Annotated in this window: 24 protein-coding genes; 7 read left to right on the top strand and 17 right to left on the bottom strand. The window is 63.6% G+C overall.

Translation table 11 applies throughout. The features are described from left to right. Positions 1-2: 2 nt before the first annotated feature. Genes HV823_RS19140 through HV823_RS19130 form a run of 3 tightly spaced genes read right to left on the bottom strand, consistent with a single transcriptional unit; the run spans position 3 to position 2,353 of the window. A complete protein-coding gene (locus HV823_RS19140) occupies positions 3-902 on the bottom strand; it encodes an ABC transporter permease (RefSeq protein ID WP_176951349.1) in 900 nt (299 codons plus the stop codon). A 48-nt stretch (positions 903-950) separates the two neighbouring features. Continuing rightward, the gene (locus HV823_RS19135) at positions 951-2,024 is read right to left on the bottom strand and encodes an ATP-binding cassette domain-containing protein (RefSeq protein ID WP_176951348.1); all 1,074 of its coding nucleotides are present in this window, start codon (positions 2,022-2,024) and stop codon (positions 951-953) included. Next, the gene (locus HV823_RS19130) at positions 1,991-2,353 is read right to left on the bottom strand and encodes a hypothetical protein (protein WP_176951347.1); all 363 of its coding nucleotides are present in this window, start codon (positions 2,351-2,353) and stop codon (positions 1,991-1,993) included. Before HV823_RS19130 ends, HV823_RS19135 begins: the two co-directional genes overlap by 34 nt. A 199-nt stretch (positions 2,354-2,552) precedes the next feature. On the opposite strand from HV823_RS19130, the gene HV823_RS19125 reads away from it, so the two are divergent. Continuing rightward, entirely contained in the window at positions 2,553-3,563 is a 1,011-nt protein-coding gene (locus HV823_RS19125) for a GntR family transcriptional regulator (protein WP_176951346.1), read from the top strand. A gap of 96 nt (positions 3,564-3,659) precedes the next feature. Here the strand turns inward: HV823_RS19125 and HV823_RS19120 are convergent, their stop codons facing one another. From HV823_RS19120 to HV823_RS19100, 5 genes are read right to left on the bottom strand one after another with little or no spacing between them, the layout of a single operon-like run. Continuing rightward, positions 3,660-4,628 carry a 5-oxoprolinase subunit C family protein gene (locus tag HV823_RS19120; RefSeq protein ID WP_176951345.1) on the bottom strand — a complete coding sequence of 323 codons (969 nt, stop codon included), beginning with the start codon at positions 4,626-4,628 and terminating at the stop codon, positions 3,660-3,662. Next, the gene (locus HV823_RS19115) at positions 4,618-5,493 is read right to left on the bottom strand and encodes a 5-oxoprolinase subunit B family protein (protein ID WP_176951344.1); all 876 of its coding nucleotides are present in this window, start codon (positions 5,491-5,493) and stop codon (positions 4,618-4,620) included. The genes HV823_RS19120 and HV823_RS19115 overlap by 11 nt, the downstream gene beginning before the upstream one ends. Then, positions 5,493-6,878 (bottom strand): acetyl-CoA carboxylase biotin carboxylase subunit, encoded by a 1,386-nt coding sequence (locus tag HV823_RS19110; RefSeq protein ID WP_176951343.1) that lies wholly within the window; start codon positions 6,876-6,878, stop codon positions 5,493-5,495. The genes HV823_RS19115 and HV823_RS19110 overlap by 1 nt, the downstream gene beginning before the upstream one ends. Beyond that, positions 6,875-7,117 (bottom strand): acetyl-CoA carboxylase, encoded by a 243-nt coding sequence (locus HV823_RS19105; protein ID WP_176951342.1) that lies wholly within the window; start codon positions 7,115-7,117, stop codon positions 6,875-6,877. Before HV823_RS19105 ends, HV823_RS19110 begins: the two co-directional genes overlap by 4 nt. A gap of 15 nt (positions 7,118-7,132) precedes the next feature. Beyond that, entirely contained in the window at positions 7,133-7,879 is a 747-nt protein-coding gene (locus tag HV823_RS19100) for a 5-oxoprolinase subunit PxpA (protein WP_246301801.1), read from the bottom strand. Between the two features lie 304 nt (positions 7,880-8,183). Between HV823_RS19100 and HV823_RS19095 the strand changes: the two genes are divergently transcribed. Then, positions 8,184-9,083, top strand: coding sequence for a LysR family transcriptional regulator (locus HV823_RS19095; RefSeq protein ID WP_176951340.1), 900 nt, complete (start codon positions 8,184-8,186; stop codon positions 9,081-9,083). Between the two features lie 44 nt (positions 9,084-9,127). Here HV823_RS19095 and cysG read toward each other — a convergent pair whose 3' ends face one another. The 9 genes from cysG to HV823_RS19050 form a co-directional block, all read right to left on the bottom strand. Next, positions 9,128-10,807, bottom strand: a complete 1,680-nt coding sequence (cysG, locus tag HV823_RS19090) for a siroheme synthase CysG (RefSeq protein ID WP_176951339.1) — start codon at positions 10,805-10,807, stop codon at positions 9,128-9,130. Further along, the gene (locus HV823_RS19085) at positions 10,779-13,475 is read right to left on the bottom strand and encodes a nitrate reductase (protein WP_176951338.1); all 2,697 of its coding nucleotides are present in this window, start codon (positions 13,473-13,475) and stop codon (positions 10,779-10,781) included. Before HV823_RS19085 ends, cysG begins: the two co-directional genes overlap by 29 nt. A 172-nt stretch (positions 13,476-13,647) precedes the next feature. Beyond that, the gene (gene nirD / locus HV823_RS19080) at positions 13,648-13,977 is read right to left on the bottom strand and encodes a nitrite reductase small subunit NirD (protein WP_176951337.1); all 330 of its coding nucleotides are present in this window, start codon (positions 13,975-13,977) and stop codon (positions 13,648-13,650) included. Positions 13,978-14,118: 141 nt separating this feature from the next. After that, positions 14,119-16,569: a nitrite reductase large subunit NirB gene (gene nirB / locus HV823_RS19075; protein ID WP_176951336.1), complete on the bottom strand. Its 2,451-nt coding sequence runs from the start codon at positions 16,567-16,569 to the stop codon at positions 14,119-14,121. A gap of 16 nt (positions 16,570-16,585) precedes the next feature. Next, entirely contained in the window at positions 16,586-17,821 is a 1,236-nt protein-coding gene (locus HV823_RS19070; RefSeq protein WP_176951335.1) for an MFS transporter, read from the bottom strand. A gap of 321 nt (positions 17,822-18,142) precedes the next feature. Further along, positions 18,143-19,357, bottom strand: a complete 1,215-nt coding sequence (locus tag HV823_RS19065) for a CmpA/NrtA family ABC transporter substrate-binding protein (protein WP_176951334.1) — start codon at positions 19,355-19,357, stop codon at positions 18,143-18,145. After that, the gene (locus tag HV823_RS19060) at positions 19,354-19,956 is read right to left on the bottom strand and encodes an ANTAR domain-containing response regulator (protein ID WP_176951333.1); all 603 of its coding nucleotides are present in this window, start codon (positions 19,954-19,956) and stop codon (positions 19,354-19,356) included. Before HV823_RS19060 ends, HV823_RS19065 begins: the two co-directional genes overlap by 4 nt. Before the next feature lie 152 nt (positions 19,957-20,108). Continuing rightward, positions 20,109-20,501, bottom strand: a complete 393-nt coding sequence (locus HV823_RS19055; protein ID WP_176951332.1) for a YybH family protein — start codon at positions 20,499-20,501, stop codon at positions 20,109-20,111. Positions 20,502-20,514: 13 nt separating this feature from the next. Next, on the bottom strand, positions 20,515-21,144 hold the full coding sequence (locus tag HV823_RS19050; RefSeq protein ID WP_176951331.1) for a TetR family transcriptional regulator: 630 nt from the start codon (positions 21,142-21,144) through the stop codon (positions 20,515-20,517). A 112-nt stretch (positions 21,145-21,256) separates the two neighbouring features. Here HV823_RS19050 and HV823_RS19045 point away from each other — a divergent pair, with 112 nt between their 5' ends. The 5 genes from HV823_RS19045 to HV823_RS19025 all read left to right on the top strand — a co-directional run bounded on the left by HV823_RS19045 (position 21,257) and on the right by HV823_RS19025 (position 26,071). After that, a complete protein-coding gene (locus HV823_RS19045; protein ID WP_176951330.1) occupies positions 21,257-22,339 on the top strand; it encodes an extracellular solute-binding protein in 1,083 nt (360 codons plus the stop codon). Positions 22,340-22,520: 181 nt separating this feature from the next. Next, the gene (locus tag HV823_RS19040; protein ID WP_176951329.1) at positions 22,521-23,384 is read left to right on the top strand and encodes an ABC transporter permease; all 864 of its coding nucleotides are present in this window, start codon (positions 22,521-22,523) and stop codon (positions 23,382-23,384) included. A gap of 2 nt (positions 23,385-23,386) precedes the next feature. Next, the gene (locus HV823_RS19035; protein WP_176951328.1) at positions 23,387-24,229 is read left to right on the top strand and encodes an ABC transporter permease; all 843 of its coding nucleotides are present in this window, start codon (positions 23,387-23,389) and stop codon (positions 24,227-24,229) included. Then, positions 24,226-25,308: an ABC transporter ATP-binding protein gene (locus tag HV823_RS27370; RefSeq protein WP_176951327.1), complete on the top strand. Its 1,083-nt coding sequence runs from the start codon at positions 24,226-24,228 to the stop codon at positions 25,306-25,308. Before HV823_RS19035 ends, HV823_RS27370 begins: the two co-directional genes overlap by 4 nt. Positions 25,309-25,318: 10 nt before the next feature. Then, on the top strand, positions 25,319-26,071 hold the full coding sequence (locus tag HV823_RS19025; RefSeq protein WP_176951326.1) for an MBL fold metallo-hydrolase: 753 nt from the start codon (positions 25,319-25,321) through the stop codon (positions 26,069-26,071). Positions 26,072-26,212: the final 141 nt, after the last annotated feature.

Raw genomic sequence — 26,212 nt, 5'->3', positions numbered from 1 at the left:
GATCAGAGCTCCTTCCTGAGATCGACGACCCGCAGGAGAGCCGCGACGACTGCGCCCATGAGGATGGTGAGGACGACGCCGGCGACCGCCGCGAAGGCCCATTTCAGCGATCCGACCTGGGTGACGATGATGTTGCCGAGCAGGTTCACCTTGCGGCCCGAAAGTGCGGCCGACGTAGCGAATTCACCGAGAACCATGACCGAGACGAAGATGGCGCCGACCACGACGCCCGGCATGGAAAGCGGCAGGATGATGGTGCGGAAAATCCGCCAGAAGCCTGCGCCGAGATCCTTGGCGGCTTCGATGATCGAGGGATCGATGCGGCCGAGCATGAAGGCGATCGGGCCGACCATGAAAACGCAGTAGATCTGCGTCATGCCGATGATGACGGAGAGCTCGGAGAAGAGCAGCACCTCGATCGGCTGGCTGATGATGCCGATCTTCATCAGGATCATGTTGATCGCGCCCTCCTTGCCGAGCATCGGCCGCCAGGCCAGCACGCGAATGAGGAACGAGGTCCAGAACGGTATGACGCACAGCACCAGCAGGACGGTCTGCAGCGTCTTGTTCTTGACGAACAGCCCGACGAAAAGGGCTGCCGGATAGCCGACCACGACCGTGGCCGCGAGCACGATCAGCCAGATCCGCACGGTGGTCCACAGCGCGCCCAGATAGGTGTCGGAGGTGAAGAAGGTGATCCAGCTCTTCAGCGTCAGCGTCGGCTCGATCTTGAAGGTGGTCTGCGTCCAGAACGACACATAGAGCATCATCGCGAGCGGCAGGACGAGGAAGAGCAGCATCCACAGCACGCCCGGCGCAAGCAGCCACAGCGTCTTGCCAGACGAGCTTTTGGCCGCAGCCTTCTCGGTTTTGATTTCTTCGGTGACGGCGGTCATGGTCATCTCGCAATTCTCCGCGAACGGGCTGGGAGGCAGCGGCGTGCATTCGGTTCAAGCGAAGACAAGGGCGTCCTCCCTCTTCCAGGCCAGCGCGTAGCGCCTGTGCGGTTCGTGATTTTCCGGCGCCCGGTGGCTGAGATGCGCCTCCACCTCGAACACCTTTCCGTCGTCCAGCGAAAAGAAGGCGTTGACGGCCGAGCCGGTGTATTCGCTGGCGATGAAAGTGCCCTCGATCTGCACCTCGTCTCCGGTCACAGCCGCCCCTGCCGGGCGGATGTCGACGCGGTCGTAGCGGATGGCATAGGCAGGATCGGCAGCCCTTTGCGGCTGTCCCTGGAAGCCAAGCAGCCCCTGCGCAGTTGCAAATCCGCCATCGGCCATCTTGCCCGAGAACAGGTTGTAGCAGTTCAGGAAGCGGGCCACGGCCGGCGAACAGGGGCGGTTGTAGATGGTGTCGGAATCGCCCTGCTGGGCGATGCGCGCCCGGTCGAGCACGAGCACGGTGTCGCCCATGGCGAGCGCCTCGGTCTCGCTGCCGGTCACATGCAGGAAGGTCACGCCGCAACGTTCGCGGATCATGCGCAGTTCGCTGCGCATGCGGGCGCGAAGGTTGGCGTCCAGCGCACCCAGCGGCTCGTCGAGCAGGACCATCTGCGGCTCGGTGACGAGCGTGCGCGCAAGCGCGACGCGCTGTTTCTGGCCGCCCGAGATCTGGGTCGTGGCGCGGCCTTCGAGACCCGTGAGCCCGACCAGTGAAATCATGTCGCGCACCTTCCTGTCCACCAGCTTCGGGTCGGTGACCGGATCCACTGCACGATTGACCAGTCCGAAGGCGATGTTGTCGTAGACCGACAGATGCGGAAACAAGGCAAAGTTCTGGAAGACGAAGCCGATATTACGCTCGTGCGGCGGCGTGTTGGTTACATCCTTGCCGGAAAACCGGATTGTGCCGCCTTCCGGCGGTTCGAAACCCGCGATCACGCGCAGCAGCGTGGTCTTGCCGGAGCCGCTCGGCCCCAGCAGCGAGACATAGGAATCGTCAGGCAGGGACAGGTCGATCCCGTCGAGCGCCCTCAGGTCACCATAGGTCTTCACGACATTGGAAAGTTGAAGCACGGCCGACACTGTTCATCCTGCCAGTTTGCAGGCGGCATGCATCCGGCAACGACAATCCGTTCGTTCAGCCAGTGACGACCGAACGGCGACAAGCCGATAGCGCTCGCACGCAGGCGTTCCGCGCACGATCGAATGATTCCACCAAAGTTAAAATCTGTGTTCAGTTCCCCGCGCTTCTGAGCGGCGCGCTTGTTGTGATCTAGAATACATAAATGATTTTTGTACTCAATAGACTTTTTTGAATTTTTTGCATTGTTGGAGCAGAAGTTGGCAGGCTTGTCGGCGGACGCGCCGATGCGCCTCGAGAACGCGCACGTTATCGCCTCTTTGGCGCGCATTTCGCGCACACATCCGCACCGCGCGCATTCTGCGCGCGGCGCGATGTCCCGTTTTCAGCGCAATCGGCGCCGAATTGCGTCAATCCTTCTTGTCAATGATGTATGCAAAATGCATTTATAGTCGTCTATCGAACTTCAATTGCAGATCGCGTACAAACGGATGACCACTCGGGCGCCAGAGCGAAGGTATCTTGATTTCATGGCCGACAACCGGACCGGACAGAGTACGCAGCGTCGCTACGAACTTGCCGAGCACGTGCTGCGGAAGAATATTGTCGAGGGCACGCTTCCGGCCGGTCTGGTGCTGCTGGAGGGCCCGATTGCCGAGATCCTGCAGATTTCGCGCGCCCCGGTGCAGCGCGCGCTGCAAACGCTGGAGTCCGAGGGACTGGTGTCGCGCTTCAAGGGGCGCGGCTTCCTTGTCGGTCCCGGCGGGGAGCGCGTTGAGCCGAACCGCGTCGACATCAAGTCGATCGGCCTCGTCGTTCCCCAGCACGTTGACGAAGCGCTGCAGAGCCGTTCCTCCTGGGAGCGGATCTACAACACGGTCGAGAAGGACGTCGCCGGCTGTGTTGTCTTCGGGCAGTACAGGATCATCGAAACCGAGCTTGCCAGCCACTTCAACGTCAGCCGAACGGTCGTGCGCGACGTTCTGGGCCGCCTGAGCGAACGGGGCCTGGTTCGTAAGAACCAGAGTTCCCACTGGGTGGCAGGACCGCTGACGGCGCAGACGGTCAAGGAACATTTCGTCCTGCGCAAGATGCTCGAGCCCCAGGCGCTGATCACCGGTGCGCCGCACCTCGATCGCGATGCGCTGAAGCGGCTCTTCGATCGCCTCGCCGAACTTGAGAAGCTGCATGCGCTCGACGTCCAGCGCGACCCTGAGGATATCCAGACGCGCTTCATCGAAACCTGTGTCCTGTCGACGCCGAACGAGAAGCTGCGCGATCTCATCGCAAACAACCTGCTGCCGGTGGCCGCGACCGAGCGCCTGCTGCGCCGTCTCGGCCTGCCCGGCGAGCCTATCCTCATCACCGAGCTGCGGCTCGTGGTGGAACTGTTGATGCGCGGGGCGGTTGCCGCCGCCGCCGCCATGCTCGAAAGCCATCTCGACGCCTCGGTCAACCGGACGATCGCCCAGATGAAGATCGTGGCGATCATTCCGGGGCCGAGCGTTACCGCCGACTACCTCACCCGCGTGATGGAGTAAGGCGCTCGCCTGCCGGCCCGCGCTTTCCGGAGCATGCCGGGTGACGATGGCCGCAACGCTTTTTCTCGCAGTCGTCCCGGCCATCGCCCTATCCTCCTAGAACAGCGCCTTGATCTGCCCGAGAAGGGCGGCGCGGTCCTTGCGGGCTTGCAGCGCCGTCCCGATATCGACCTTGACGAAGCGGGTCGGCGTATGCGGCTGCATCTGGCCGATCAGGTCCATGTCGGCCGAGATCACCGTGCCGATCATGAAATAACCGCCGCCGGAGACGGCATCGCGGTGCAGAATGATCGGCTCGGTGCCGCCGGGCACCTGGATCGAACCATAGGGGTAGCAGCTGTCGACGATGTTGGACGGATCCGATCCGGCACCGAACGGCTGCTCGCGCGGCACGAAATCGAGCGGCCTGCCGCCGCGGAAGCGATAACCCATGCGATCGGCCTCGGGCGCCACTTTCCATTCGTCCTCGAAGAAGTTCCTGCCAGCCTGTTCGCTGATGCGATGCCAGTAGAGGCCAGGCACGACGCGAAGTTCCGCCGGCATGCCCGGTCTGCGGCGCAGCGCCTCGGGGATCGATTTTCCTTCGGTCGCCTTGCGCGCCTCGCCCACCGGCAATTCGTCACCCGCGGCGATCGCGCGGCCATTGAAGCCGCCAAGCGCGCCGATCGGATAGGTCGAACGGCTGCCGAGGGCCGTGGGAACGTCGATGCCGCCGGATACGGCGATGTAGATGCGTGCCCCGCCCTTGAGGAAATCGAACGTCAGTACCTGTCCGGCCTTCACGGCAAGGGCAGTCCAGCCGGGCTGTTCGACGCCATCGACCTTGATGGGCATCTCCGCGCCGGTGACTGCAACCATTGCATCCCGGGTGAATTCGAGTTTGGGCCCGATGAACACGGCCTCGAGGCCGGCGGCGCCCTCGTCATTGCCGACGAGAAGATTTGCCGCCTTGAGCGACAAGCGGTCCATCGCTCCGCCTTCGGGAATGCCGAGATGGAAATAGCCCGGGCGGCCGAGGTCCTGGACGGTCGTGGCAAGGCCGGGATGGATAACCTTAATGGCCATTGAGCACGCCCTCCAGCTTTGCGTTGTAGCCGTCGATGTCGTTCTGGAACTCGCGCAGGTCGAACCTGACCTCGCGGATCGGGGGCGCAAACCGACCCTTGTCCACGTCTTCCACCGCCTGGTCGTAGCCGTCGCGGTCGACCGGCTTGAACTTCACGATGTCGCCCGGACGGAAGAACACCATGAAATCCTTCAGATAGCTGGTCTGCTGGGTGGGGTCGTAGATGGGCATCGGCGTGATGCCGAACATCTGGTAGCCGCCGGCGCCGCGCACCGAGTAGATGCAGCCGAAGCAGCCGCCATGGCCGACCGTGAGGCGCGGCGTGTCCGTGCGCGGGCGCAGGTATTTCGGCACCTGAATCTGCCGCTTGCGCTCGACCATCTGGTACATGAACGGCAGGCCGGAGACGAAGCCGACCATCGATACGAACCACGGCGAACCGGAATGCGCCCTGATGAACTCGTCGACCGAGGCGTAATTGTTGATGCGTGCGGCATAGTCGAGGTCGGTGCCCGTCGGGTCCTGATGGCGCTCGCGGAAACGCATCAGCGTCTCGTGTGTCCAGGGATCGTTGTAGAAGACCGGGATCTCGACGATGCGGGTGGTGATAACGGGCTCCGCCTTCGTAGCCGCAGCCTCGATCGCCTTGACTTCGCTCAGCACGTCGTCGGGATGGATGACATCCGGATCGAACTTGATCTGGAAGGAGGCGTTGGCCGGGCAGATCTCGGTCACGCCCTTGATACCCGCCTCCTTGATGCCGGTCGTCATTGACAGGCTGTTGAAGAAGGCCTCGAGCGACATGTCCTCGCTGCATTCGACAAACAGGTGCTCGTCGCCTCCGAATGAATAGCGCATGGGCATCAGGCAGCCTCCTCGAGGGCGGCGAGCGCCGCCGGAAAATCCGTTTCAAGCCATTGTTCAAGAAAGCGCGTATGGAAATCCGCGTTTGCCACGGCCGGGTCGCCGGCCAGTGCCAAGTGCAGCGGAACCGTCGTTGGCAGCCCCTTGATCGTGAGGCCGCGCAGGGCGTCTTGCAGGCGCTTCAGGCAGGCTTCGCGCGTCTCCGCCCAGACGATCAGCTTGCCGAGAAGCGAGTCGTAGAAGGGCGGGACCGTGTAGCCCTCGTAGAGCATGGTGTCGAAACGGATGCCCTCGCCTTCCGGCACCACCAGCTTCTCCACCGTGCCCGGTCCCGGCAGGAAGCCCTTGGACGGATCCTCCGCGTTGATCCGGCATTCGATGGCATGGCCGTGGACCTTGATGTCTTCCTGGCGAACGGACAGCTTTTCGCCGCCGGCGATGCGGATCATCTCAGCCACGAGGTCGATGCCGGTGATCATCTCCGTCACCGGATGCTCGACCTGGATGCGGGTGTTGACCTCGATGAAGTAGAACTCGCCGCTGACCTCGTCGTAGAGATATTCGACGGTACCGGCGCCGCGGTAGTTCACCTCCCGGGCAAGCGCCACTGCGCTGGCGCAAAGGGCGGTGCGCACATTCTCGGGCAGGAGATGCGATGGCGCCTCCTCCCAGACCTTCTGGCGACGGCGCTGGAGCGAGCATTCTCGCTCGAAGCAATGCACGGCATTCTCCCCGTCGCCGAGGATCTGCACCTCGACGTGGCGGGCCCGCGTGATCACCTTCTCGATGTAGAGGCCGCCGTCGCCGAAGGCGGCGAGCGCCTCGGCTGAGGCCTGCGGGAAGTGACGTTCGAAATCCTCCATCGTCTCGGCAATCCGGATGCCGCGGCCACCGCCGCCAGCGGCGGCCTTGATCATGATCGGGAACCCGATCCTTCCGACGATCTCGCGGGCAACCTCGACGCTGTCCACGCGGCCGTCGCTGCCTGGCACCGTCGGCACCCCGGCACGCTTGGCGACCTTGCGCGCCTCGACCTTGTCGCCGAGAAGGCTGATTGCCCCGGCCTTCGGGCCGACGAAGATCATGCCGGCGTCTTCGACCGCTTGCGCAAAGGCGGCATTTTCGGACAGGAAGCCGTAGCCGGGGTGGATGGCATCGACGCCGGCCTGCCTGGCGGCGGCGATCACCGCCTCGATCTTCAAATATGACTTTGCGGCAGACGGCGGGCCGATGTCGATCGCCTCGTCGGCGAGTTTGACGGCCAGCATGTCGTGGTCGGCGGCGGAATGCACCTGCACGGTGCGGATGCCCAGAGCCTTGGCCGCCCGGATGATCCGCACCGCGATCTCGCCGCGATTGGCGATCAGCAGCGAGCGGATCGTCATGCCTCGACCTCTGCGATCACCTGGCCTGCCATGATCGGTTCGGCATCGTCCACCAGGAACGTGACCCGGCTTCCTTCTATGCCCGCCGGAATCTCGTGAAAGGTCTTCATCACCTCGATGAGGCCGACCACGTCGGTGGTGGCGACGGCATCGCCGTCGGATTTGAAGTTTGGCGCATCCGGAGACGGCTTGCGGTAGAAAGTGCCGGGAAGCGGCGATCTGATCTCGAGCTTGCTCATGATGTTCTCCGGAAATTAAACTTTGACGATTTCGGATACCGGGGCGATGCGAATGCCCTCGGCGCGCAGCGCATCGCGCATGTGGCGTACAATGTCCAATGCGCCGAGCGTATCGGAGTGGAAGCAGATGCTTTCGAACGGGACCTCGATATCGCGGCCGGTGACAGCGGTCACCCTGCCCTCGACGCAGGCGCGGACCACCTTGCGGGCGATCGCGGCCGGGTCCGGCCGGCCCGCGTCGCGGGTAAAGACGATGGAGCCGCTCTCATCATAGTCGCGATCGGCATAGAACTCGCGGATCGCGGGCTGCCCCGCCTCGTGCGCCGCACGCTCCGTCGCCGAACCCGCCATGCAGAAGACGAATGCGTTGGGCGCCACCGTCCGCATGTAGGTGATGAACTGCTGGGCGAAGTCCGGATTGACTGCCATTTCCATGTAGAGCGCGCCGTGCGGCTTGACGTGCTGAAGGCGGGCGCCGTGGCGGCGCGCAAATTCGCGCAGCGCGCCGACCTGGTAGGCGATGTCGTTGACCAGTTCGCGGGAGGTGCCGTTGATGCGGCGACGGCCGAAGCCCTGCAGGTCGTTGTAGCCGGGGTGCGCACCGATACCGACGCCATGCTCCACCGCGAGGCGAACCGTCTGGTCCATCAGGTTCGGATCGCCGGCGTGAAAGCCGGCAGCGATGTTGGCGGAACTGATGTAGCCCATGAGGCTCGCATCGTCGGTGTCGCCGACGTGCCAGCGCCCGAAAGCCTCGCCCATGTCGCAATTGATATCTACTACCTCGAGAGCCAAAAGCCTCTCCCATTCTGCTTGTATTTTTTGCAATGCAAGATGGTGCACGCGTTTTCGTCAGGAGACGCTACGCGCAAATTTCGCATTTGAAAAATTCGAATTTCTCATGTTTATTATCTGAAAATCAGAATATGGCGCCCATTTTCTGAGCACCACAATCCGTTGTTGATTCAAGTGTTTAGCGCGGAAATAAGGGTGCGCTGGAGAGAAATTGAGCCGATGCTTCGGCCTCGTATCTGAAAAACGAAAGATCGATATCCAGAATTACGATATGGCGCTCAGTCTCAAACAGGTCAGATATTTCATCGCGACAGCGGAATCCGGGCAGGTCTCGCAAGCAGCGGTCAACCTGTCGATCTCGCAGTCTGCGGTGACGACGGCGATCCGCGACCTGGAGGAAACGGTCGGGGCGCAGCTTTTCGAGCGCACGCCTCACGGGATGGACCTGACGTCTGCCGGACGGCAGTTTCTCGGCCATGCCTATGATATCATGAAGAAGGTCGCCGAGGCCCAGCAGCTCAACCTGGTGACCAGCGAAGTCACTGGCCGCCTGACGGTCGCGGCGACCTACACCGTCATCGGCTATTTCCTGCCCTATCACATCGAGCGGTTACGCCGGCAGTTCCCGGGGCTCGACATCCAGCTCTTCGAGCTCAATCGGGAGTCGATCGAGGAAGGGCTGCTGACCAACCGCTACGACATTTCGGTGCTGCTGACCTCGAACATCCTCAATCCCGAGCTGCAGACGGAGAAACTGCTGAGTTCTCCGCGCCGCCTGTGGCTTCCCGCCCGCCACAGGCTTCTGTCGGTGGGGCCGGTCGGCCTGAAGGATGTCGCCGAGGAACCCTATATCATGCTGACGGTGGACGAGGCTTCGCATACCTCGCTGAAGTACTGGACCCAGACGCCCTACCAGCCCAGCATATCGCTGCGCACTTCCTCGGTGGAGGCCGTCCGTTCGCTCGTTGCCAATGGCCAGGGCGTCGCGATCCTGTCGGACATGGTGCACCGGCCGTGGTCGCTGGAGGGCAGACGCATCGAGACGCTGGTGCTCCAGGACGACATACCGTCGATGGACGTCGGCCTGGCCTGGCGGCGCAGCACCGAATTTTCCCCGCAGATGTCGGCATTTCGCGCCTATTTCAGAGGTGCCTTCCATCTTCCGGAATAGACGGCGCCCAAGGTTCATTCACCCATGTGCCCGGCCAAGGCTCGCTAACGTCGCGCATGCAGGGCTGCCGTCTCCTGCACGCCGGCCGGCGCATGTTGCGGCGCGGTCTGGTATCGCGCCGCACAGGCCTCGAAAACGGTACCGACGCCGATCAGGACCGGGTTTTCGAAGCCGATTTTCGCGATGCCTGCGGGAATGCTTTCCACTGTGCCCAGCCAGCGTTTCTCGGACGGCCTGCTGACGTTGCTGACGATGACGGCAGGGGTTGCCGCAGGCAGGCCCTCCTCTGCAAGCCGTTCGGCGATGAGACATGCCGTTCGTCCTCCCATGTAGAAGATGGTCGTCGTCCGGGGATCTGCCACCGCGCGCCAGTCCACATCCGCCGGCAGGCCGCCATGACGGGAGTGCCCGGTGATGAAGCGGACGGACTGCGCGCAGTCGCGATGGGTCAGCGATACGCCAAGACGCGAGGCCATGGCGCTTGCCGCGGTGATGCCGGGAACGATTTCGACGGGAATGCCCTCCCGCTCCAGTCTTTCGATTTCTTCGCCGGCGCGCCCGAAGATCGCCGGGTCCCCGGATTTCAACCGCACGACGTGCTTGCCGGCTCGCGCCAGCGTCACCATCATGTCGTTGATCTCCTCCTGCCGGCAGCTTTCGCGGCCGCCGCGCTTGCCCACCAGCATGCGCCTGGCTTCGCGGCGGGCGAGTTCCAGCACCTCGTCGGACGCGAGATCGTCGAACAGGATCACATCCGCGGATTGAAGCGCCCTCACCGCCTTGAGTGTCATCATCTCGGCCTCGCCCGGTCCCGCTCCGACGAGCGTCACACGGCCGGTGGCGGGCGCTTCCGCGAGCCTTTCGGCATCTGCAAGAAGCGCCCTGCCGACGCCCTCCTCCGGCGTGTCCGTTGTGGCAAAGACGCGGTCGACGAAGCGTTCCCAGAACGCGCGCCGTTGCGGGCCCGGTGCCAGTCTCTCGTTGACGCGGTCGCGCATGGACCGGGCAAGAGCGGCCCAACTCTTCAGGCTGCGCGGCAGCAAGGTCTCGATCTGGCGGCGGATCGCCTGTGTCAGGATGGGAGCCGCGCCGTCCGTGGAGATCGCTACGACCACGGGAGACCGGTTGACGATCGAGCCGAACTGGAACTGGCAGCAAGCCGGCTTGTCGATGACATTGACCGGAACGCCGGCGGAACGTGCGGCTTTAAAGAAGGCAAGCGCCTCCTCCTCGTCCTCGCAGTCGGCGATGGCAAGGGCGGCATCGGCGAAAATCTCGGGCGACCATGAGCGCGGATGGTGAACGTAGTGGCCGTGACGTTGTGAGGTTTCCACCGTCATCGGCCTGCCGGCACCTTCTCGCCGCATGCTGGGAGAGGCGAGGATTTGGCCGCCGTCGAACGCCTCCCTCTCGCCGGCCCTCCTCCCGCCTGCCTGTTCGCGTGCAGATGCTGCGTCCCCTTTCCGGGCTTGCGGGGAAAGGGACAGGGTGCGGGGCAAAGCGATATCGGCCTCGACCAGCCTGGCAAAACCTTCCGAAAGGTCGTCTGCGTAGACGTGCACCTCCGCGCCGCACGCTGCCAAGAGTTCGGCCTTCCATGCAGCCGCGTCGGAGCCGCCGGCAACGATTACCCGTTTGCCTGCCAGTGACCAGAACACGGGAAGCGTGGCGAGTGGTTCCACCCGGGCGGTATTGTCATTCCGCCGCTGCTGCAAGACATCCATCAATGATCCCCCTGATCTCCGCGCGGCAGGAGCCGCAATTGGTTCCGGCATTCAGCGTTTCGCCGACCGCCTCCACCGAGTGGCAACCCTTGCGAACGGCACCGACGATCTGATTGACGCCAACAGAAAAGCAGGAGCAGACGGTGGCGCCCGGATCGGGCCTGCCGGCGCCCGGGCGTCCGGCGACGAGAGTGAAGCGTTTGCGCAGGTTGCCGTGCTCGGCCGAGAGCTGCGAGACCGCCCAGTTGCGCGCGACAGCAACAGGCTCGCGAGCGAGGAACAGGGCAGCCAGCAGCCGGTCGCCATCGAAGAAGGCGAGCCGGAGATCGCCGGTCTGGCGGTCGGCATAGCCGAGCGGCTCCACGTCGGAGGGCAGCGCAAAGGTCTGCCTGCACCATGCCGGCCAGTCCACAACTTCGCGGGCAAAGGCGAGTTCGGCCCGCCATCCGCCCTCGGCCCTGGCGATCGCCCAATAGTCGGCCTGCGGCGCCACAGGCTTTTCGACCGATACGGCAAAGCCATAGGACGAGGCTAAAAAGGGGCGCGCGCTGACGGCGACGTTCTTGGAGGCCGGCTGACCGGAAAACTTGTCGGTCAGTGGCGGCACGAGCGCATCGACGCGGGCCTTGGCCGCGAACTGGTCGTTCCAGTGCATCGGCACGAAGATATTGCCGCGCGCCTGTCGCTGGGTGATCAGCGCGCGCACGATCGCTTTGCCATGCGGGCTTGCAATCTCGATCAGACCGGCATTGCCGACGCCGATGTCTATCGCGTCGCGCGGGTGAAGCTCGGCGTAGGGCTCGGCAATATGGGAGGAGAGGCGTGCGCTCTTCCCCGTCCGCGTCATCGTATGCCACTGGTCGCGGATGCGGCCGGTGTTCAGCGTGAAGGGATACTCGGCATTCGTCCGGTCGGTCTCGGCAGGGGTCACGGCGACGAAGCGGGCCCGGCCGCCAGGATGGTAGAAGCCGCCATTGGCGAAGAAACGTCTGGCGCTGTCCGGCTTCGTGCCGCCGAGGGGTGGATTGCTGGCGGGGGCTTTGCTGCCATTTAACGGCGCCGGCCACTGGAACGGCGCCAGCGTCTCGTAGATCTCGCGGTCGAGCCCGGCATAGTCGCCGATATCGAAATCGCGGCTGCCGTCGTTTTCGAAGGCTGAGAGCGCAGCATGCTCATCGAAGACCTCGGCGGGCGAGCGATAGTCGAAACCGGAAAAGTCCATCCGGCGGGCGACTTCGGAAAGCTGCCACCAGTCGGCACGCGCCTCCCCCGGCGCCGGAAGGACGGAGCGCTGGCGGGATATGCGGCGTTCGGAATTCGTCACCGTGCCGTCCTTCTCGCCCCAGCCGAGCGAGGGCAGCAGCACGTGCGCATGGCGCGCGGTATCCGTGGTCTTCAACACATCGGATACGACGACAAAAGGACAGGCCTTGATGGCGGCCTCTACCGCATCCGCATCCGGCATCGACACCACCGGATTGGTCGCCATGATCCAGAGCGCCTTGATACTGCCTTCGGCCACCGCCTCGAACAGGTCGACGGCCTTCAGGCCGGGGCGGTCGGCAATCGTCGGCGAACCCCAGAAGCGCTGCACGCGATCCCGATCCTCCGCATTTTCTATCGCCATATGCGCCGCCAGCATGTTGGCGAGGCCGCCGACCTCGCGTCCGCCCATGGCATTCGGCTGGCCGGTCAGCGAGAACGGCCCCATGCCGGGCCGACCGATGCGACCGGTCGCCAGATGGCAGTTGAGGATGGCGTTGACCTTGTCGGTGCCTGACGACGACTGGTTGACGCCCTGGCTATAGCAGGTGACCGTCTTTTCGGTGCGCTCGAACAGCCCGAAGAACTGCCGCAGTTCGCTGGCGCCAAGCCCGGTCCTGTCCATCAACTCCGGAAAGCTCATGCCGCTTGCCGCTGCGAAAGCCTCGCCAAAGCCTTCGGTGTGCGCGGCAAGGTAGTTCTCGTCGATCGCCGTCGTCTTGGCGAGATGGGCGAGGAGGCCGTTGAACAGCGCGACGTCGCCGTCGGGGCGGATTGCGAGATGCAGGTCGGCAATGTCGGCGGTCATCGTCCGGCGCGGGTCGATGACGACCACCTTCATGCCGGGCCGGGCGGCCTTGGCCGCGGCGAGGCGCTGGTAGAGCACCGGGTGGCACCAGGCGAGGTTGGAACCGGTGAGCACCACCAGATCGGCCAGCTCAAGGTCCTCGTAGCAGCCGGGAACGGTGTCCGAACCGAAGGCGCGGCGATGGCCGGCGACGGAGGACGACATGCAGAGCCGGGAATTGGTGTCGATGTTGGCCGAGCCGATGAAACCCTTCATCAGCTTGTTGGCGACGTAGTAGTCTTCGGTCAGGAGCTGCCCGGAGACGTAGAAGGCGACGGCGTCAGGCCCATGCTCGGTGATGACAGCCGAGAAGCGCTGCACCACACGGTCGAGCGCTTCGTCCCAGCCGGCCCGCCTGCCATCGATCTCGGGATGGAGCAGGCGCCCATCGAGGTCGATCGTCTCGGCCAGCGCCGAACCTTTCGAGCAAAGGCGCCCCAGGTTCGCCGGATGATCCGGATCGCCCTTGACGGAGACGGCGCCGTCATCGTCGACGCGGGCGATCACGCCGCAGCCAACGCCGCAATAAGGGCAGGTTGTCTTCGTCTCAACGGCCATGGGCTGCTCCTTGCGGGAACGTGGCATGCCCCTCATCCCCCTGCGGGGACCTTCTCCCCGCAGGCAGGGAGGAGAGTGTGGCGATGTCGATGCTCCAGCGGCCTTCTCCCCGTCCAGTCGGGGAGAGCGTGGCGGTAGCCGGATGAGGTGCGGTGACCATCGCCATACTTCCTCACTCCGCCGCCATCATAAGGCTTTCGAGCGCGATCGAGAGCGCGCCGTCCTCGTTCTTCACGGGTATCGACCGGACGGCGCCCTCGTCGGCACCAAGCGCCTTGCCGGTTTCGAGCGAAATCACCCAGTTGTGCAGCGGGCAGGTCACGGCTTTGCCGTGCACGATGCCCTGGGTGAGAGGGCCGCCCTTGTGCGGGCAGTGGTCCTCGATGGCGAAGACCTCGTTTTCGACGGTGCGGAACACGCCGATCTTGCCCTGCGGCGTCTTCACGCAGCGCGCGCCGCGCAGCGGGATGTCCTCGATTTTGCCGATGGGATACCAGTTCATGGGTCTCGATCCTTGTCGATGGGATTGCTCGTCCCCTCCCCCCGCTTGCGGGGAGAGGGCCAGGGTGAGGGGCAATTTCTCGAACCGCTGCCCCTCATCCGCCCTTCGGGCGCCTTCTCCCCGCCCGCGGGAAGAAGGAGATCACTCCGCGGCCTCGTTGAAACCGACCGATGCCATCGGCTGGAACTCGTGCTTGTCCTTGCCGGAGACGCGCTCCGACCAGGGATCCACCTGCGCGAATTTCTGGGAGAAGACGAAACGGTCGTAGTACGCCTTGCGCTTGTCCGCATCGCCCATGATCTGGTGGCGGATCTCTTCCAGCCCGATGCGCTTGGCCCACTTGTAGATGCGCTCCAGATAACGGGCCTGTTCGCGGTACATCTGCGTCAGCGCCACGATGTGCTCCAGCGCCTCGTCCTCCGTCCTGACAAGGCCGAGGACTTCCGTGCCCTTGATGTCGAGGCCGGCGGCACCGGCGAAGTGGATCTCGAAACCCGAATCGACGCAGATCACGCCGATGTCCTTGCAGGTCGCCTCGGCGCAGTTGCGCGGACAGCCGGAGACGGCCAGCTTCAGCTTGGCCGGTGTCCAGGAACCCCACATGAACTTTTCGATGCGGATGCCGAGCCCGGTCGAATCCTGCGTGCCGAACCGGCACCAGTCCGAGCCGACACAGGTCTTCACCGTGCGCAGGCCCTTTGCGTAGGCCTGGCCGGACACGAAGCCGGCCTTGCCGAGATCGGCCCAGACGGCCGGCAGGTCTTCCTTCTCGATGCCGAGCAGGTCGATGCGCTGCCCTCCGGTGACCTTGACCAGCGGCACGTCGAACTTGTCGACCACGTCGGCGATGGCGCGCAGCTCCTTTGCATTCGTGACACCGCCCCACATGCGCGGCACGACGGAATAGGTGCCGTCCTTCTGGATGTTGGCATGGACGCGCTCGTTGACGAAGCGCGACTGGTAGTCGTCGGCATATTCGTCCGGCCAGTCGCAGACGAGGTAGTAGTTCAGCGCCGGGCGGCACTTGGCGCAGCCACACGAGGTCTTCCATTCCAGTTCCTGCATGACGGCAGGAATGGATTTCAGACCCTTGGCCTTGATCAGGCGGCGGACGTCGTCATGGCCGAGATCGGTGCAGCCGCACATGGGCTGGACGGCGGCGGGGTTGTAGCTCTCGCCGAGCGTCAGCGTCATCAGCTGCTCGACGAGACCCGTGCAGGAGCCGCAGGAGGCGGATGCCTTGGTATGGGCGCGCACATCATCAAGCGACGTCAAGCCCTTGGAGGTGATCGACGAGGTGATCTTGCCCTTGCAGACGCCGTTGCAGCCACAGATTTCCGCGTCATCCGGCAAGGCTGCAACGGCCGCCATAGGGTCCAGCGGCGACCCTCCCTGATAAGCCTGGCCGAAGATCAGCGTCTCGCGCATCTGCGAGATGTCCGTCTGCTTCTTCTTCAGGTCGTTGAACCAGGCGCCGTCGGCCGTCTCGCCGTAGAGCACGGTACCGATGATCTTGTTGTCCTTCAGCACGAGCCGCTTGTAGACGCCGGCGGACGCATCGCGCAGCACGATCTCCTCGCGCTCGTCGCCGTCCGCAAAATCGCCGAGCGAGAAGAGCTCGATGCCGGTGACCTTGAGCTTGGTCGGCGTATCGGAATGCACGAAGGTGGCCGAATGGTCACCTGCGAGATGCGAGGCGGCGACGCGCGCCATCTCGTAGAGGGGCGCAACGAGGCCGTAGACCATGCCACCGACTTCCGCGCACTCGCCGAGCGCCCAGATGCTGCCATCGGAGGTTTGCATGCCGTCGTCGACGACGATGCCGCGGTTGACGGCGAGGCCGGCCTCCTTGGCCAGCCCGACGCTCGGCCGGATGCCGACCGCCATGACGACCAGCGTTGCCGGGATGATGCGGCCATCGTCGAGTTCGATGCCTTCCACCTTGCCATCGCCGACGATCGCCTTGGTGTTGGCCTTGCAGATGACCTTGATGCCGCGCTCTTCGACTGCTTTCTGCAACAGATATCCGGCTGCGGGGTCGAGCTGACGCTCCATCAGCGTCGGCATGACGTGCAGCACGGTGACATCCATGCCGCGGCTTGCAAGGCCTGCTGCAGCCTCAAGCCCGAGCAGGCCGCCGCCGATGACGATGGCCTTCTCGCGCGACTGGGCGGCGAGCAGCATCGCCTGCACGTCGTCCAGGTCGCGGTAGGTGATGACGCCGCGCAGGTCCTTGCCCGGCACCGGGATGATGAAGGGCACGGAGCCGGTGGCGATCACCAGCTTGTCATAGCTCTCGGTGACGCCGTGGTCGGAGGTGACGGTCTTCCTGGCACGATCAATGTTGATGATCTTGTGCCCCTTGTAGAGGGTGATGCCGTGCTTGATGTACCAGCCGTCGCCGTGAATGATGATCTCTTCGTAGTCCTTCTCGCCGGAGAGCACCGGCGAGAGCATGATGCGGTCGTAGTTGACGCGCGGCTCGGCGTTGAAGATCGTCACCTGGTACTGGCCGGGCGCCCTTTCGAACAGGTGCTCGAGCATGCGCCCCGGTGCCATGCCGTTGCCGATGATGACAAGTTTCTCGGTCATAGTTCTGCTCCTCGGATCAGGTGGCGGCGACGGCGGAGACGGAGAGGCTGCGGCGCTCCATCTGCCTGATCGAAACGTGCATCCAGATCAGCGAGACGGCGACGACGGCGAAGAGAAGCAGGAAACAGCTCGACCACAGGCCGGTTGCGTCCTTCAAAAGCCCGAAGGCGATCGGCAGGACGAAGCCGCCGAGACCGCCGACCATGCCGACGACGCCGCCGACCGCGCCGACGCTGTCGGGGTAGTAGACGGGGATGTGCTTGTAGACGGCCGCCTTGCCGAGGCTCATGACGAAGCCGAGCACGAAGACGACAACGATGAAGACGGTGGGCGTGACGCCTGCCGGCAGCGACAGGATCAGGGTCGAGACCGCCGAGACGCCGAACATCCAGTACATGACGCTGCGGGCGCCCTTCCTGTCGGACAGCACGCCACCGAAGGCGCGGAAAATGCTGCCGGGGATCGAGTAAGCAGCGGCGATCATGCCGGCTACGGCAAGGTCGAAACCGTAGACGCCGACGAGATAGCGCGGCAGCCAGAGCGAAAGGGCCACGAACCCGCCGAAGGCGAAGAAGTAGTAGAGGCAGAAGCGCCAGACCTGGGCGTTCTTCAGCGGGGCGAATTCCTGGGCGAGGCTGCGCGGTGCGGCACCCTTCTCGCGGCGGGCGCGGTAGGCCGGGTCGTCGGTGGTGGTGAACCAGAAGACGATCGCCATGACGACGAGGGCTGCGGCCCAGATCTGGGCTACGGCCTGCCATCCCCAGGCGAGTAGCACGAAGGGGGCTGCGAACTTCGTCACCGCCGCGCCGACATTGCCGGCGCCGAAGATGCCGAGTGCGGTGCCCTGCTTCTGTGCCGGGAAGAACGGCGAGATGTAGGCGACGCCGACGGCGAACGAGCCACCGGCCAGGCCGACGCCGAGGCCGGCGAGCAGCATCTGCGGATAGGTGGTGGCGTAGGAGAGCAGGAAGGTCGCCACCGCCGCGGCGAGCATGGTCAGCGTGTAGACGAGGCGGCCGCCGTAGCGGGTCGTCCAGACGCCGAGCACGATGCGCACGAGCGACCCGGTCAGGATCGGGGTGCCGACGAGGAGGCCGAACTGGGCCTCTGTGAGGCTGAGGTCCTGCTTGATACGGACGCCGATGATCGCAAAGATCGTCCAGACGGCGAAACAGATGGTGAAGGCGAGCGTGGACATCCACAATGCTTTGGCCGGTTCGCCGGCGGACATGGCTTGGGTGTTTTCAGGCATGGCTTCTCCCTGGCCCGACAAGGTCGTGCCGATCCAACTTGGGGGTTGAAAAACAAAAAGCCGCTGGCCAGGCCACGCATGCACCCAAAGAGGCGCGCGAGTTATCCTGATCAGCGGCTTTGCTGGAGGCGCCCGTCGTTGGACGCCGAATTCGTGGCCCGGGGGCCTGCTAGGTTAAAAGCAAGGTGCGTGCCAGATTCTGCAAGTAATTGTTTTTACGTGATCTTAGCGGCAGCCGCGCCCTTGGTGGTCGATGGACCGAGCCGATCGGATGCAGAAATCGATCCAAAATTTGTGCAATGCACGCAAATTGGGCACGGCCTACGATCCCAGTTGCGCGGCGATATAGGTAGTGATGTCGTCAGGATCGAACAGGCTGCCGTCGAAAAAGCCGTCGGGACCAAGTGTCAGGGCGCCGCTCGATCCGACCGGCGTCTCGACGCGCAAGGCCCCTTCCACCTTGGCGCTGGCAGAAGGCAGTGCTACGCCGAGCGACCTCATGGCGTTCCGATAGATGTCGGGGCGGTAGGTTCCGCCCGCAATCTTCTGATGTTCCGCCGTATGTTCGATCTGGTGCCAGCGAACCATCTGGGTGTAGAACCAAAGCGCATGGCTTTTCCACGGGAAGGTGGCCGCCTTGGCGTTCGGCACGAAGAAGTCCTTTACGACCCGCGTTTGCCCGGCGCCGATGGGCAGGAGCCCCTTCAACGCCGGTAACAGCAGTTCGGCTGGCCGGGCGACATAGGACGTGTCGGCCAGCAGACTGGCCAGCTCCTCGTGATTTTCCGGCTCCGCGCACCAGAGCGACGCGCTGTAAAGCGCTCTCAGAAGGGCATCCAGCGCCTCGCCATGGCTTTCCGCCCAGCGCGCATTGACGCCGAGGACCTTCTCCGGGCTGGACTTCCAGATCGCCGCCTTGACGGTTGCAAGATGAGCGCTGCGCTTCAGCACGCCGAACGTGTTCCAGGGTTCGCCGGCGCAATAGCCGTCGATGAGGCCGGACGCCAGCGCATCGCCCATGTCGGGCGGCGGCAGGACAACGATCTCGATCTCGCTGTCGGGATCGATGCCGCTCGCTGCCAGCCAGTAGCGCAGTTCATAGTTGTGTGCGGAATAGGGATGGACGACGCCGAAGCGAAGCGCCTCTCCCTTTCGGCTATCGATGGCCCGTCGCAGTGCTGCGCCGCTCGTGCGGGCATCCAGGTCGTCAGTCGCGCCGCATTCCGCCATCGCGTCCCAAAGGGCTGCGGAAACGGTGACGGCATTGCCGCCAAGCCCGAGCGCCATGGGAACCACCATCTTCGGTGCCGGGGCGCTGAGGCCGAGATTGCAGGCGATCGGCATCGGCGCAAGGATATGGGCAACATCGAAATGACTGACCGCAAGCCTGTCCCGGATCGTGGCCCAGGACCGCTCGCGCACCAGCGTGAGTTCCACCGATTGGGCTTCGGCGAAGCCCTTTTCCCTGGCCGCGACCAGCAGGGCGCTGTCGAGGAGCGGAAGGAAGCCGGCGGTGATGTGATGTGTTGTCGTCATTCCTCGGCTCCCGGATCGAGCAGGCTGGCGGCGGTAAGCAGGCTCTGTGCGATCTCGACGATCTTGCGGTTCTGGTTCATGGCCGTTCGACGAAGCAGCGCGTAGGCGGCGTCTTCCGACAGGCCGCGCGAGCGCATCAGCAAACCCTTGGCCCTGTCGATCAGCTTGCGGTTTTCCAGCTCGCCCCGGGTCTCCTCCAGTTCGCGGTTGAGCCGCGAAAAGGCGTTGAAGCGGCTGATCGCCATTTTCAGGATCGGCCGGACGCGCTCCTGCTTCAATCCGTCGACGATGTAGGCCGAGACGCCCGCGTCGACGGCGGCTTCGATCGAGGCCTCGTCGGATTTATCGACGAACATGGCGATCGGGCGTTTCACGGCACGGGAGATCTGGAAAAAGCTCTCCAGCATATCGCGGTTGGGATTTTCGAGATCGATGACGATGACGTCGGGATTGAGATCGGCAATGCGCCGGGCCAGTCCACGCATCTCGTCGATCACCGTGATCTGGTCGTAGCCGGCGTCGCGCAGTCCCTCTTCGATGATGGCGGCGCGAATCCGGTTCTCGTCTATGACCAGTACGTTCAATCCGCTTGGTTTCATTCCGCCACCGCATTGAGACCGCGCCGGCACAAAGCGTGCCGACGTTTCGCAGATGCGCCATGCCGGCATGGAAATCAAGCGTGCCCGTCAAAAAGCGGCGGCCTGTCGCCGATCTTCGATCGGGGCGATGCCGCCAGGTTTTCAGGCAATATTCAACCGGCCTTCGACAGGTGCTCGTGCACGGCTAGCCACGCGCCGTGCTGATCCTGCTGGAACACGATCGTTTCCCGCTCTTCGGTCTCCATCGGTTCGCCGCCGAATTCCACCTGTGTTTCCACGCGATGCGTGAAGATTGCGGTGCCTCCGGCAAGCTGGATCCGCTGCTCGCTCGAACGGCACCCGAGCACGCGAAATCCATCGCGCTCCTCCCAAAGCCGCCATTCCGCCCGATACGCGTCACGACTTGTCAAAACGCGATCGAGATTGTGGAAGATGAAGGTGGCATCTTCCGCAAATGCTGCAAAATACGCCTCGACGTCATGGCGTCCGAACGCCCCGACCAGCCGGTCGGCTGCTGCTGTTACGCCGTCTATTGCACAGTTCATTGTTCCTCCCCGATCATGCCTGCTGTTGCGGTGCGCTTATCAAGGTCGCCAGCGGCCTGTTCTGGCGCGCCACGTCGTCCTTAAGTCGTTCCAGCGACATCGCCTCGTCGCGCACGAATTCCGTGAACATCATATTGAGATTATTGAAGAACATGGCGCCGACTGCGGCCGTATCGACGCCCATTATCACGACGCCGCGCTGCTGCAGCCGCTGGATCAGGGTGGACACCTGCCGGCAGAGAGCGCGGTCCAGTTCGGTGTAACGTCTGGAGAAGGGCGTGTCGGGCTGCTGGATCGAGATCGCCATCGCCGTCCGCCACATGTCCTTGCTGAGGTAGACGAGCGAGTGGTCGTAGTACTGGTTGATCAGCGCCGACAGCGCCTCCAGCGTATCGGCAGGCGGGTTGGCGACGATCGGCTCTCCCGCCTCCAGCACTTCCTCGACCTCCATGGCAACGGTGGCAACGAGCATGTCGCCCTTGTTCTCATAGTAATTGTAGAAGGTTCCGACCGAGACTTCGGCGCGCTCGGCGATGTCCTCGATGCGCGCGGCATCGTAGCCGACCTCGCGGAAGAGCCTGGTTGCCGCCTCCAGCATGCGCCTGTTCTTGTCGGCCTTCTGTCTTGCGCGCAGTCCGGTCACCCGCCATTCCTTTATTTGAATGTCTTCAATTTTCAGATTGACTTGAAAAATGAACTCATTCAATCTTTTTGTAAAGGCGCCGCAACGAGCGCCGAAACCAGAGGGCAGAACGATGAACAGATCTCATTCAAGGGCCGCTTCATGCCGGCTATTCTCTTCGGTTGCAGCATTCACCCTCGCAGCGCTTGCGGCGGGACAGGCGGCCGCTGCCGACGAGCTCAATGCGCTCGTGTGGTGCGATCACACCGATCCCGCGCTGATCGAGCCCTTCGAAAAGGCCAACGACGTCAAGGTCAACCTGAAGGAATACGAGGGCACCGGCGCCGGCCTCTCCATCCTGGAGCAATCGCAGCCCGGCGACTGGGACGTGATGGTGGTGGACGCGGTCGACGTGCATCGCGTGATCGATATGGGGCTGCTCGGAGAGATGCCCGCAGACGCGCTGCCTACCGCCGACCTTTTTCCCGAACTCCGCATGGAGGAAAACAATACCAAGGACGGCAAGACCTATGCCGTGACCGAGAAGTTTGGCTACAACACCATTTCCTTCGACAAGACCAAGGTCGACCCAAAGGACATGGAAGACCTCTCGGTCATATGGTCGGACAAGTACAAGGGCCGCATCGCCCTTTATGACTACTATCTGCCCATGATCGGCCTGGTGCAGCTCGGCCTCGGCAAGAAGACCGCCGACCTTTCCGACGCCGACATGCCGGCCATCGAAGAAAAGCTGTCGGCGATGAAGACCGTGTCTAAGCAGGTAAGCGACGTGGTTTCCTCCCAGACGGCGCTTGCGACGGGCGAGGTGGACATTCTCGTCGGCGGCGGCGAGTGGATCACCGCCTCGCTCGCAAAGGACAAGCCGGACCTGGACTGGATCGTGCCAAAGCAGGGCGCGATGCGCTGGGCGCAGTCCATCGGCGTCATGAAGGATAGCAAGAAGCCTGACCTGGCACTGAAGTTCGTGCAATACATCCTCAGCCCGGAGGGTCAGGCCCGCCTTGCGACGTCGTCGTGCTACTGGGGCATGCCGACCAACCAGAAGGCCGGCGAGCATCTGGCCGACGAGCAGAAGAAGGCGCTGCGCTGGGACGACCAGCCCGCCTATCTGAAGAACACCCAGCTCTATCCGATCCCGACGGCGGAACTGGACCAGAAGATGCAGGATGCCTGGACCAACATGATGCAGCAGTGAGGGGAACCTCTGCCCGCCTGCCCTTTCTCGCGTGGAAGGGGCGGGCGTATGCGCAACCCTGTGCAGGCCCTGTCCGTGCGGCTGCACAAGCAGCATAGCCGACCTCTCGCAAGCTGTGAGGCGGATGCTGTAGCAGAATTGCGACCGGGGATAGCAGGCGGACACCAGTTGGACGATGACGATGACCACCGCCACCCTTGAGCAATCGGAACGCCGCAAGGCCTGGGCCCTCGTCGCCCCCGCCCTCCTCTGGACGGTTGCGTTCTTCGTCATTCCCTTTCTCTACATGGCCGCCATGAGCCTGTGGTCGCGGCAGGGCCGTGATATCCTGCGTGTTTGGAACCTCGACAACTACGCCCGCTTCTTCAGCGAAAGTGCCCTGCTCCGGGGATTGACGAACTCGCTCGAGATCACCCTGACAGTGACGGTGCTTTCGGTGCTGCTGGCCTATCCGCTGGCCTGGATCATCGCCGAACGGGTGCCAAAGCGCTGGCAGCGGATGGCGCTTATCCTGGCCATCCTGCCGTTCTGGACCTCCTATGTCGTCCGCTCCTATTCCTGGCTGCTGTTGCTGTCGAAGGGCGGCGTCATCAATCAGGCGCTGCTCGGGATCGGCCTCATCTCCGAACCGCTCGAAATCGCCAGCAACCGCACCGCGACGGTCATCGGCTTCGTGCATTTCTTCGTCATGCTCCTGACGCTGACGATCTATTCCAACCTCATACAGCTTTCGCCGAACTACCGCCGCGCCGCCGCCGACCTCGGCGCCAATGCGTTCCAGACCTTCTGGCATGTGATCCTGCCGCTGACGCTGCCCGGCGTGATGACCGGCGCCTTCCTGACCTTCGTGCTCTGCATCGGCGACTACATCACGCCGCAGATCCTCGGCGGCAACAACGAGCTTGTCCTCCCGCAGATCATCATGCTGCAGATTGGCCGGCGGGCCGACTTCCCGATGGCGGCCGCCCTTTCCATCATACTGATGCTCGCCGTCACGGCAGCCTATGTGCTTTGCGCGCGCTGGCTGAAGATCGAAAGGGCATGACGATGGCTTTCGACCAACAGGCGCGCACCTCAGATGTTCTGCTTCATCAGGGCAGGCTGAAGCGTGTGCTCGGCTCCTGCCTGAGCTGGCTCTATCTGGCCTGCATCTACGGTTTCATATTCCTGCCTGTTGCTGTGTTGGTGCTGTTCTCGTTCCAGGACGGGCGGCTGCCGGTGCCGCCGTTCAACGGCTTCTCGCTGCAATGGTACGAGGCAGTCTTCGCCGACCGCAAGCTGACGGCGGCACTTGCCAATTCCTTCCTGGTCGCGACGACCTCCTCCGTCGTCGCCTGCACCCTCGGCTTTCTGGCCGCCTATGCGCTGGCGCGATACAAGCTGCCGGGGTCGGCATTGCAGCGCGGCCTGCTGATCGCGCCGATGACGGTCAGCTACCTGATCATCGCGCTCGGGCTGCTCGCGGTGCTGAACACGTTCGGCATTCGCCTGTCGCTGTGGACGGTCGGCATCGGGCACGTCGTGATCAACCTGCCGCTCTGCTTTGCCGTCATCTACGCCTCGATGGGCGATCATCACATCAACATAGAGCGGGCAGCGCGCGATCTCGGCGCCAGCGACTTCAAGGTGATGACGCTGGTTACCGCGCCCATGCTGATGCCTTCGATCATGGCCGCGTTCTTCCTTTCGGTCACCTTCAGCTGGGACGAATTCATCATCGCCTTCCTCCTGTCGCGCTTCGACGTGACGCTTCCGGTGGAAATCTGGAGCATGCTTCGCTCCGGCCTGAACCCGAAGACGAACGCCATCGGTTCGCTCGTCTTCCTGGTTTCGGTCGCCGTGCTGCTGGTGCTCGAACTCGCTCTTTTCGGCAGGAGCCGCAAATCATGACCGCATCCGTCTCCATCCGCAATGCCACCAAGACTTACGGCCCGTTCAAGGCGCTCGACGACGTTTCGCTCGATATCGATGCCGGCGAATTCATCGTCCTGCTGGGGCCGTCCGGGTGCGGAAAGACGACCCTGCTGTCGATCCTGGGCGGCTTCACCACGCCGACCGCCGGATCGGTGTTGATCGGCGGAAAGGATATGGCGGGCGTCGCGCCCGCCAGCCGGCCGACCACGACCATGTTTCAGGACTACGCGCTCTTCCCGCACATGCGTCTCATAGACAACGTCGGCTTCGGCCTGCGAATGCGTGGCTTGCCGAAGAGCGAGCGGGACGACAAGGCGATGGGTTTTCTGGATCTCGTCGGCCTGAAGTCTGCCGCCCGAAAGAAGCCACACGAACTGTCCGGCGGGCAGCGGCAGCGCGTAGCCCTCGCCCGCGCCCTTGCCGTCGATCCCGACGTGCTTTTGCTGGACGAACCGCTTGGCGCGCTGGACCTGAAACTTCGCCGGCAGATGCAGGACGAACTGAAGGCAATCCAGAAGCGCGTCGGCACGACCTTCGTCCATGTCACCCACGATCAGGAGGAAGCGATGGCCATCGCCGACCGCATCGTGGTGATGAACCAGGGAAAAGTGGAGGACTTGGGCGCGCCGTCGGAAATCTATATGCGGCCGAAATCGCTCTTTTCCGCCGGTTTCATGGGCGAGGTCAACTTCCTGCAAGGCAGGGTGCGGGAGGCGGCCAATGACAGTGCCCGGGTCGAGACGCCGGTCGGAACCGTCGTCCTCCCCGCCGCGAATTTCATCAGCGGCAAGCCGGCGCCCGGCGACCACGTGACGCTGTGCATCCGGCCCGAGCATTTCTGCGAAGCAGCCAGTCACTCGGCGGTTCGGTTGGGCGAGGCGCACATCACCTCCGCCGCGTTTTTCGGCACCCACTTCAGGTGTCATCTCGCCCCCATGGCGGCCAATGAGTTGAGCCTCGTCGCGCATATGCCGCAAGCATCCACGGTGACGCCAGGCGAGCGCATCCCCCTTGCGCTCGATCCCTCCGCCGTGACAGCACTGGCTGCGGCGTAAAGGAGAGGCAATGCAGAGAATTCCAGCAGACAAATGGTATGCCGTGACCCGTCTCGATGATGACGTTACCTATATCTGCGAGCCACACATCAAGGAGTTCTATCGCTGCAACATTTGGCATGTGCGCGGGCGCGATTCCGACATGCTGGTCGACAGCGGCATGGGTGTCGTCTCGCTGCGGGAATGGGTACCGCTTGTTACCGAGCGCCCGCTGCTTGCAGTCGCCAGCCACACCCATTTCGACCACATAGGCTGCCATCACGAATTCGAATGCCGGGCGGTCCACGCGGCGGAAGCCGAGCTTCTCGCACAGCCGACACGTGCCAATACGCTCGCCGATCCCTATGTCACCGACGACATATTCGACGCGCTGCCGCCCGAGCCCTACTGCTCGAAATGCTACGGCGTGATGGCCGCGCCGGCCACGCGGATCCTGCAGGACGGCGACGTGATCGACCTGGGCGACCGGCATTTCGAAGTCGTCCACACGCCCGGCCATTCGCCCGGAGGGATTGCGCTGTGGGAGGAAAGGACGGGTATCCTCTTCTCCGGGGACATTCTCTATGACGGTCCGCTGATTGAAGACACCTACCACTCCGACGCCACCGACTATCTGGCCTCCATGAAGCGGTTATTGGACTATCCGGTCCGCGTGGTTCACGGCGGGCATTTCCCAAGCTTCGACGGCGCGCGATACCGGCAACTGATCCGCCATTGGCTCGACGCAAAGCGCGACCGTCCGACAGGCCAACGGTTGGGCTGAGCAACCCGCAAACGAAAAGACCCGGCGCGAGGCCGGGTCCGTCCGATGGTGTGGTTATGTCGGTGTCGCCGTTCAGGCGGCCATGGCCTTCTTCAGGTTCTCGTCGATCTTGTCGAGGAAGCCGGTGGTGGAGAGCCAGGG

Source organism: Mycoplana rhizolycopersici (assembly GCF_013378445.1).
Taxonomy (GTDB): Bacteria; Pseudomonadota; Alphaproteobacteria; order Rhizobiales; family Rhizobiaceae; genus Mycoplana; species Mycoplana rhizolycopersici.
This window is presented reverse-complemented; position numbering and strand designations above follow the sequence as displayed.

Coding starts and splice junctions, on each gene's coding strand:
- HV823_RS19140 (WP_176951349.1), bottom strand. CDS start 902: ATGACCATGACCGCCGTCACCGAAGAAATCAAAACCGAGAAGGCTGCG.
- cysG (WP_176951339.1), bottom strand. CDS start 10,807: ATGGATGTCTTGCAGCAGCGGCGGAATGACAATACCGCCCGGGTGGAA.
- HV823_RS19100 (WP_246301801.1), bottom strand. CDS start 7,879: ATGGGCGAGGCTTTCGGGCGCTGGCACGTCGGCGACACCGACGATGCG.
- HV823_RS19040 (WP_176951329.1), top strand. CDS start 22,521: ATGACCACCGCCACCCTTGAGCAATCGGAACGCCGCAAGGCCTGGGCC.
- HV823_RS19105 (WP_176951342.1), bottom strand. CDS start 7,117: ATGAGCAAGCTCGAGATCAGATCGCCGCTTCCCGGCACTTTCTACCGC.
- nirB (WP_176951336.1), bottom strand. CDS start 16,569: ATGACCGAGAAACTTGTCATCATCGGCAACGGCATGGCACCGGGGCGC.
- HV823_RS19065 (WP_176951334.1), bottom strand. CDS start 19,357: ATGACGACAACACATCACATCACCGCCGGCTTCCTTCCGCTCCTCGAC.
- HV823_RS19055 (WP_176951332.1), bottom strand. CDS start 20,501: ATGAACTGTGCAATAGACGGCGTAACAGCAGCAGCCGACCGGCTGGTC.
- HV823_RS19045 (WP_176951330.1), top strand. CDS start 21,257: ATGAACAGATCTCATTCAAGGGCCGCTTCATGCCGGCTATTCTCTTCG.
- HV823_RS19085 (WP_176951338.1), bottom strand. CDS start 13,475: ATGGCCGTTGAGACGAAGACAACCTGCCCTTATTGCGGCGTTGGCTGC.
- HV823_RS19025 (WP_176951326.1), top strand. CDS start 25,319: ATGCAGAGAATTCCAGCAGACAAATGGTATGCCGTGACCCGTCTCGAT.
- HV823_RS19070 (WP_176951335.1), bottom strand. CDS start 17,821: ATGCCTGAAAACACCCAAGCCATGTCCGCCGGCGAACCGGCCAAAGCA.
- nirD (WP_176951337.1), bottom strand. CDS start 13,977: ATGAACTGGTATCCCATCGGCAAAATCGAGGACATCCCGCTGCGCGGC.
- HV823_RS19095 (WP_176951340.1), top strand. CDS start 8,184: ATGGCGCTCAGTCTCAAACAGGTCAGATATTTCATCGCGACAGCGGAA.
- HV823_RS27370 (WP_176951327.1), top strand. CDS start 24,226: ATGACCGCATCCGTCTCCATCCGCAATGCCACCAAGACTTACGGCCCG.
- HV823_RS19120 (WP_176951345.1), bottom strand. CDS start 4,628: ATGGCCATTAAGGTTATCCATCCCGGCCTTGCCACGACCGTCCAGGAC.
- HV823_RS19130 (WP_176951347.1), bottom strand. CDS start 2,353: ATGCGCGCCAAAGAGGCGATAACGTGCGCGTTCTCGAGGCGCATCGGC.
- HV823_RS19110 (WP_176951343.1), bottom strand. CDS start 6,878: ATGACGATCCGCTCGCTGCTGATCGCCAATCGCGGCGAGATCGCGGTG.
- HV823_RS19035 (WP_176951328.1), top strand. CDS start 23,387: ATGGCTTTCGACCAACAGGCGCGCACCTCAGATGTTCTGCTTCATCAG.
- HV823_RS19125 (WP_176951346.1), top strand. CDS start 2,553: ATGGCCGACAACCGGACCGGACAGAGTACGCAGCGTCGCTACGAACTT.
- HV823_RS19060 (WP_176951333.1), bottom strand. CDS start 19,956: ATGAAACCAAGCGGATTGAACGTACTGGTCATAGACGAGAACCGGATT.
- HV823_RS19115 (WP_176951344.1), bottom strand. CDS start 5,493: ATGCCCATGCGCTATTCATTCGGAGGCGACGAGCACCTGTTTGTCGAA.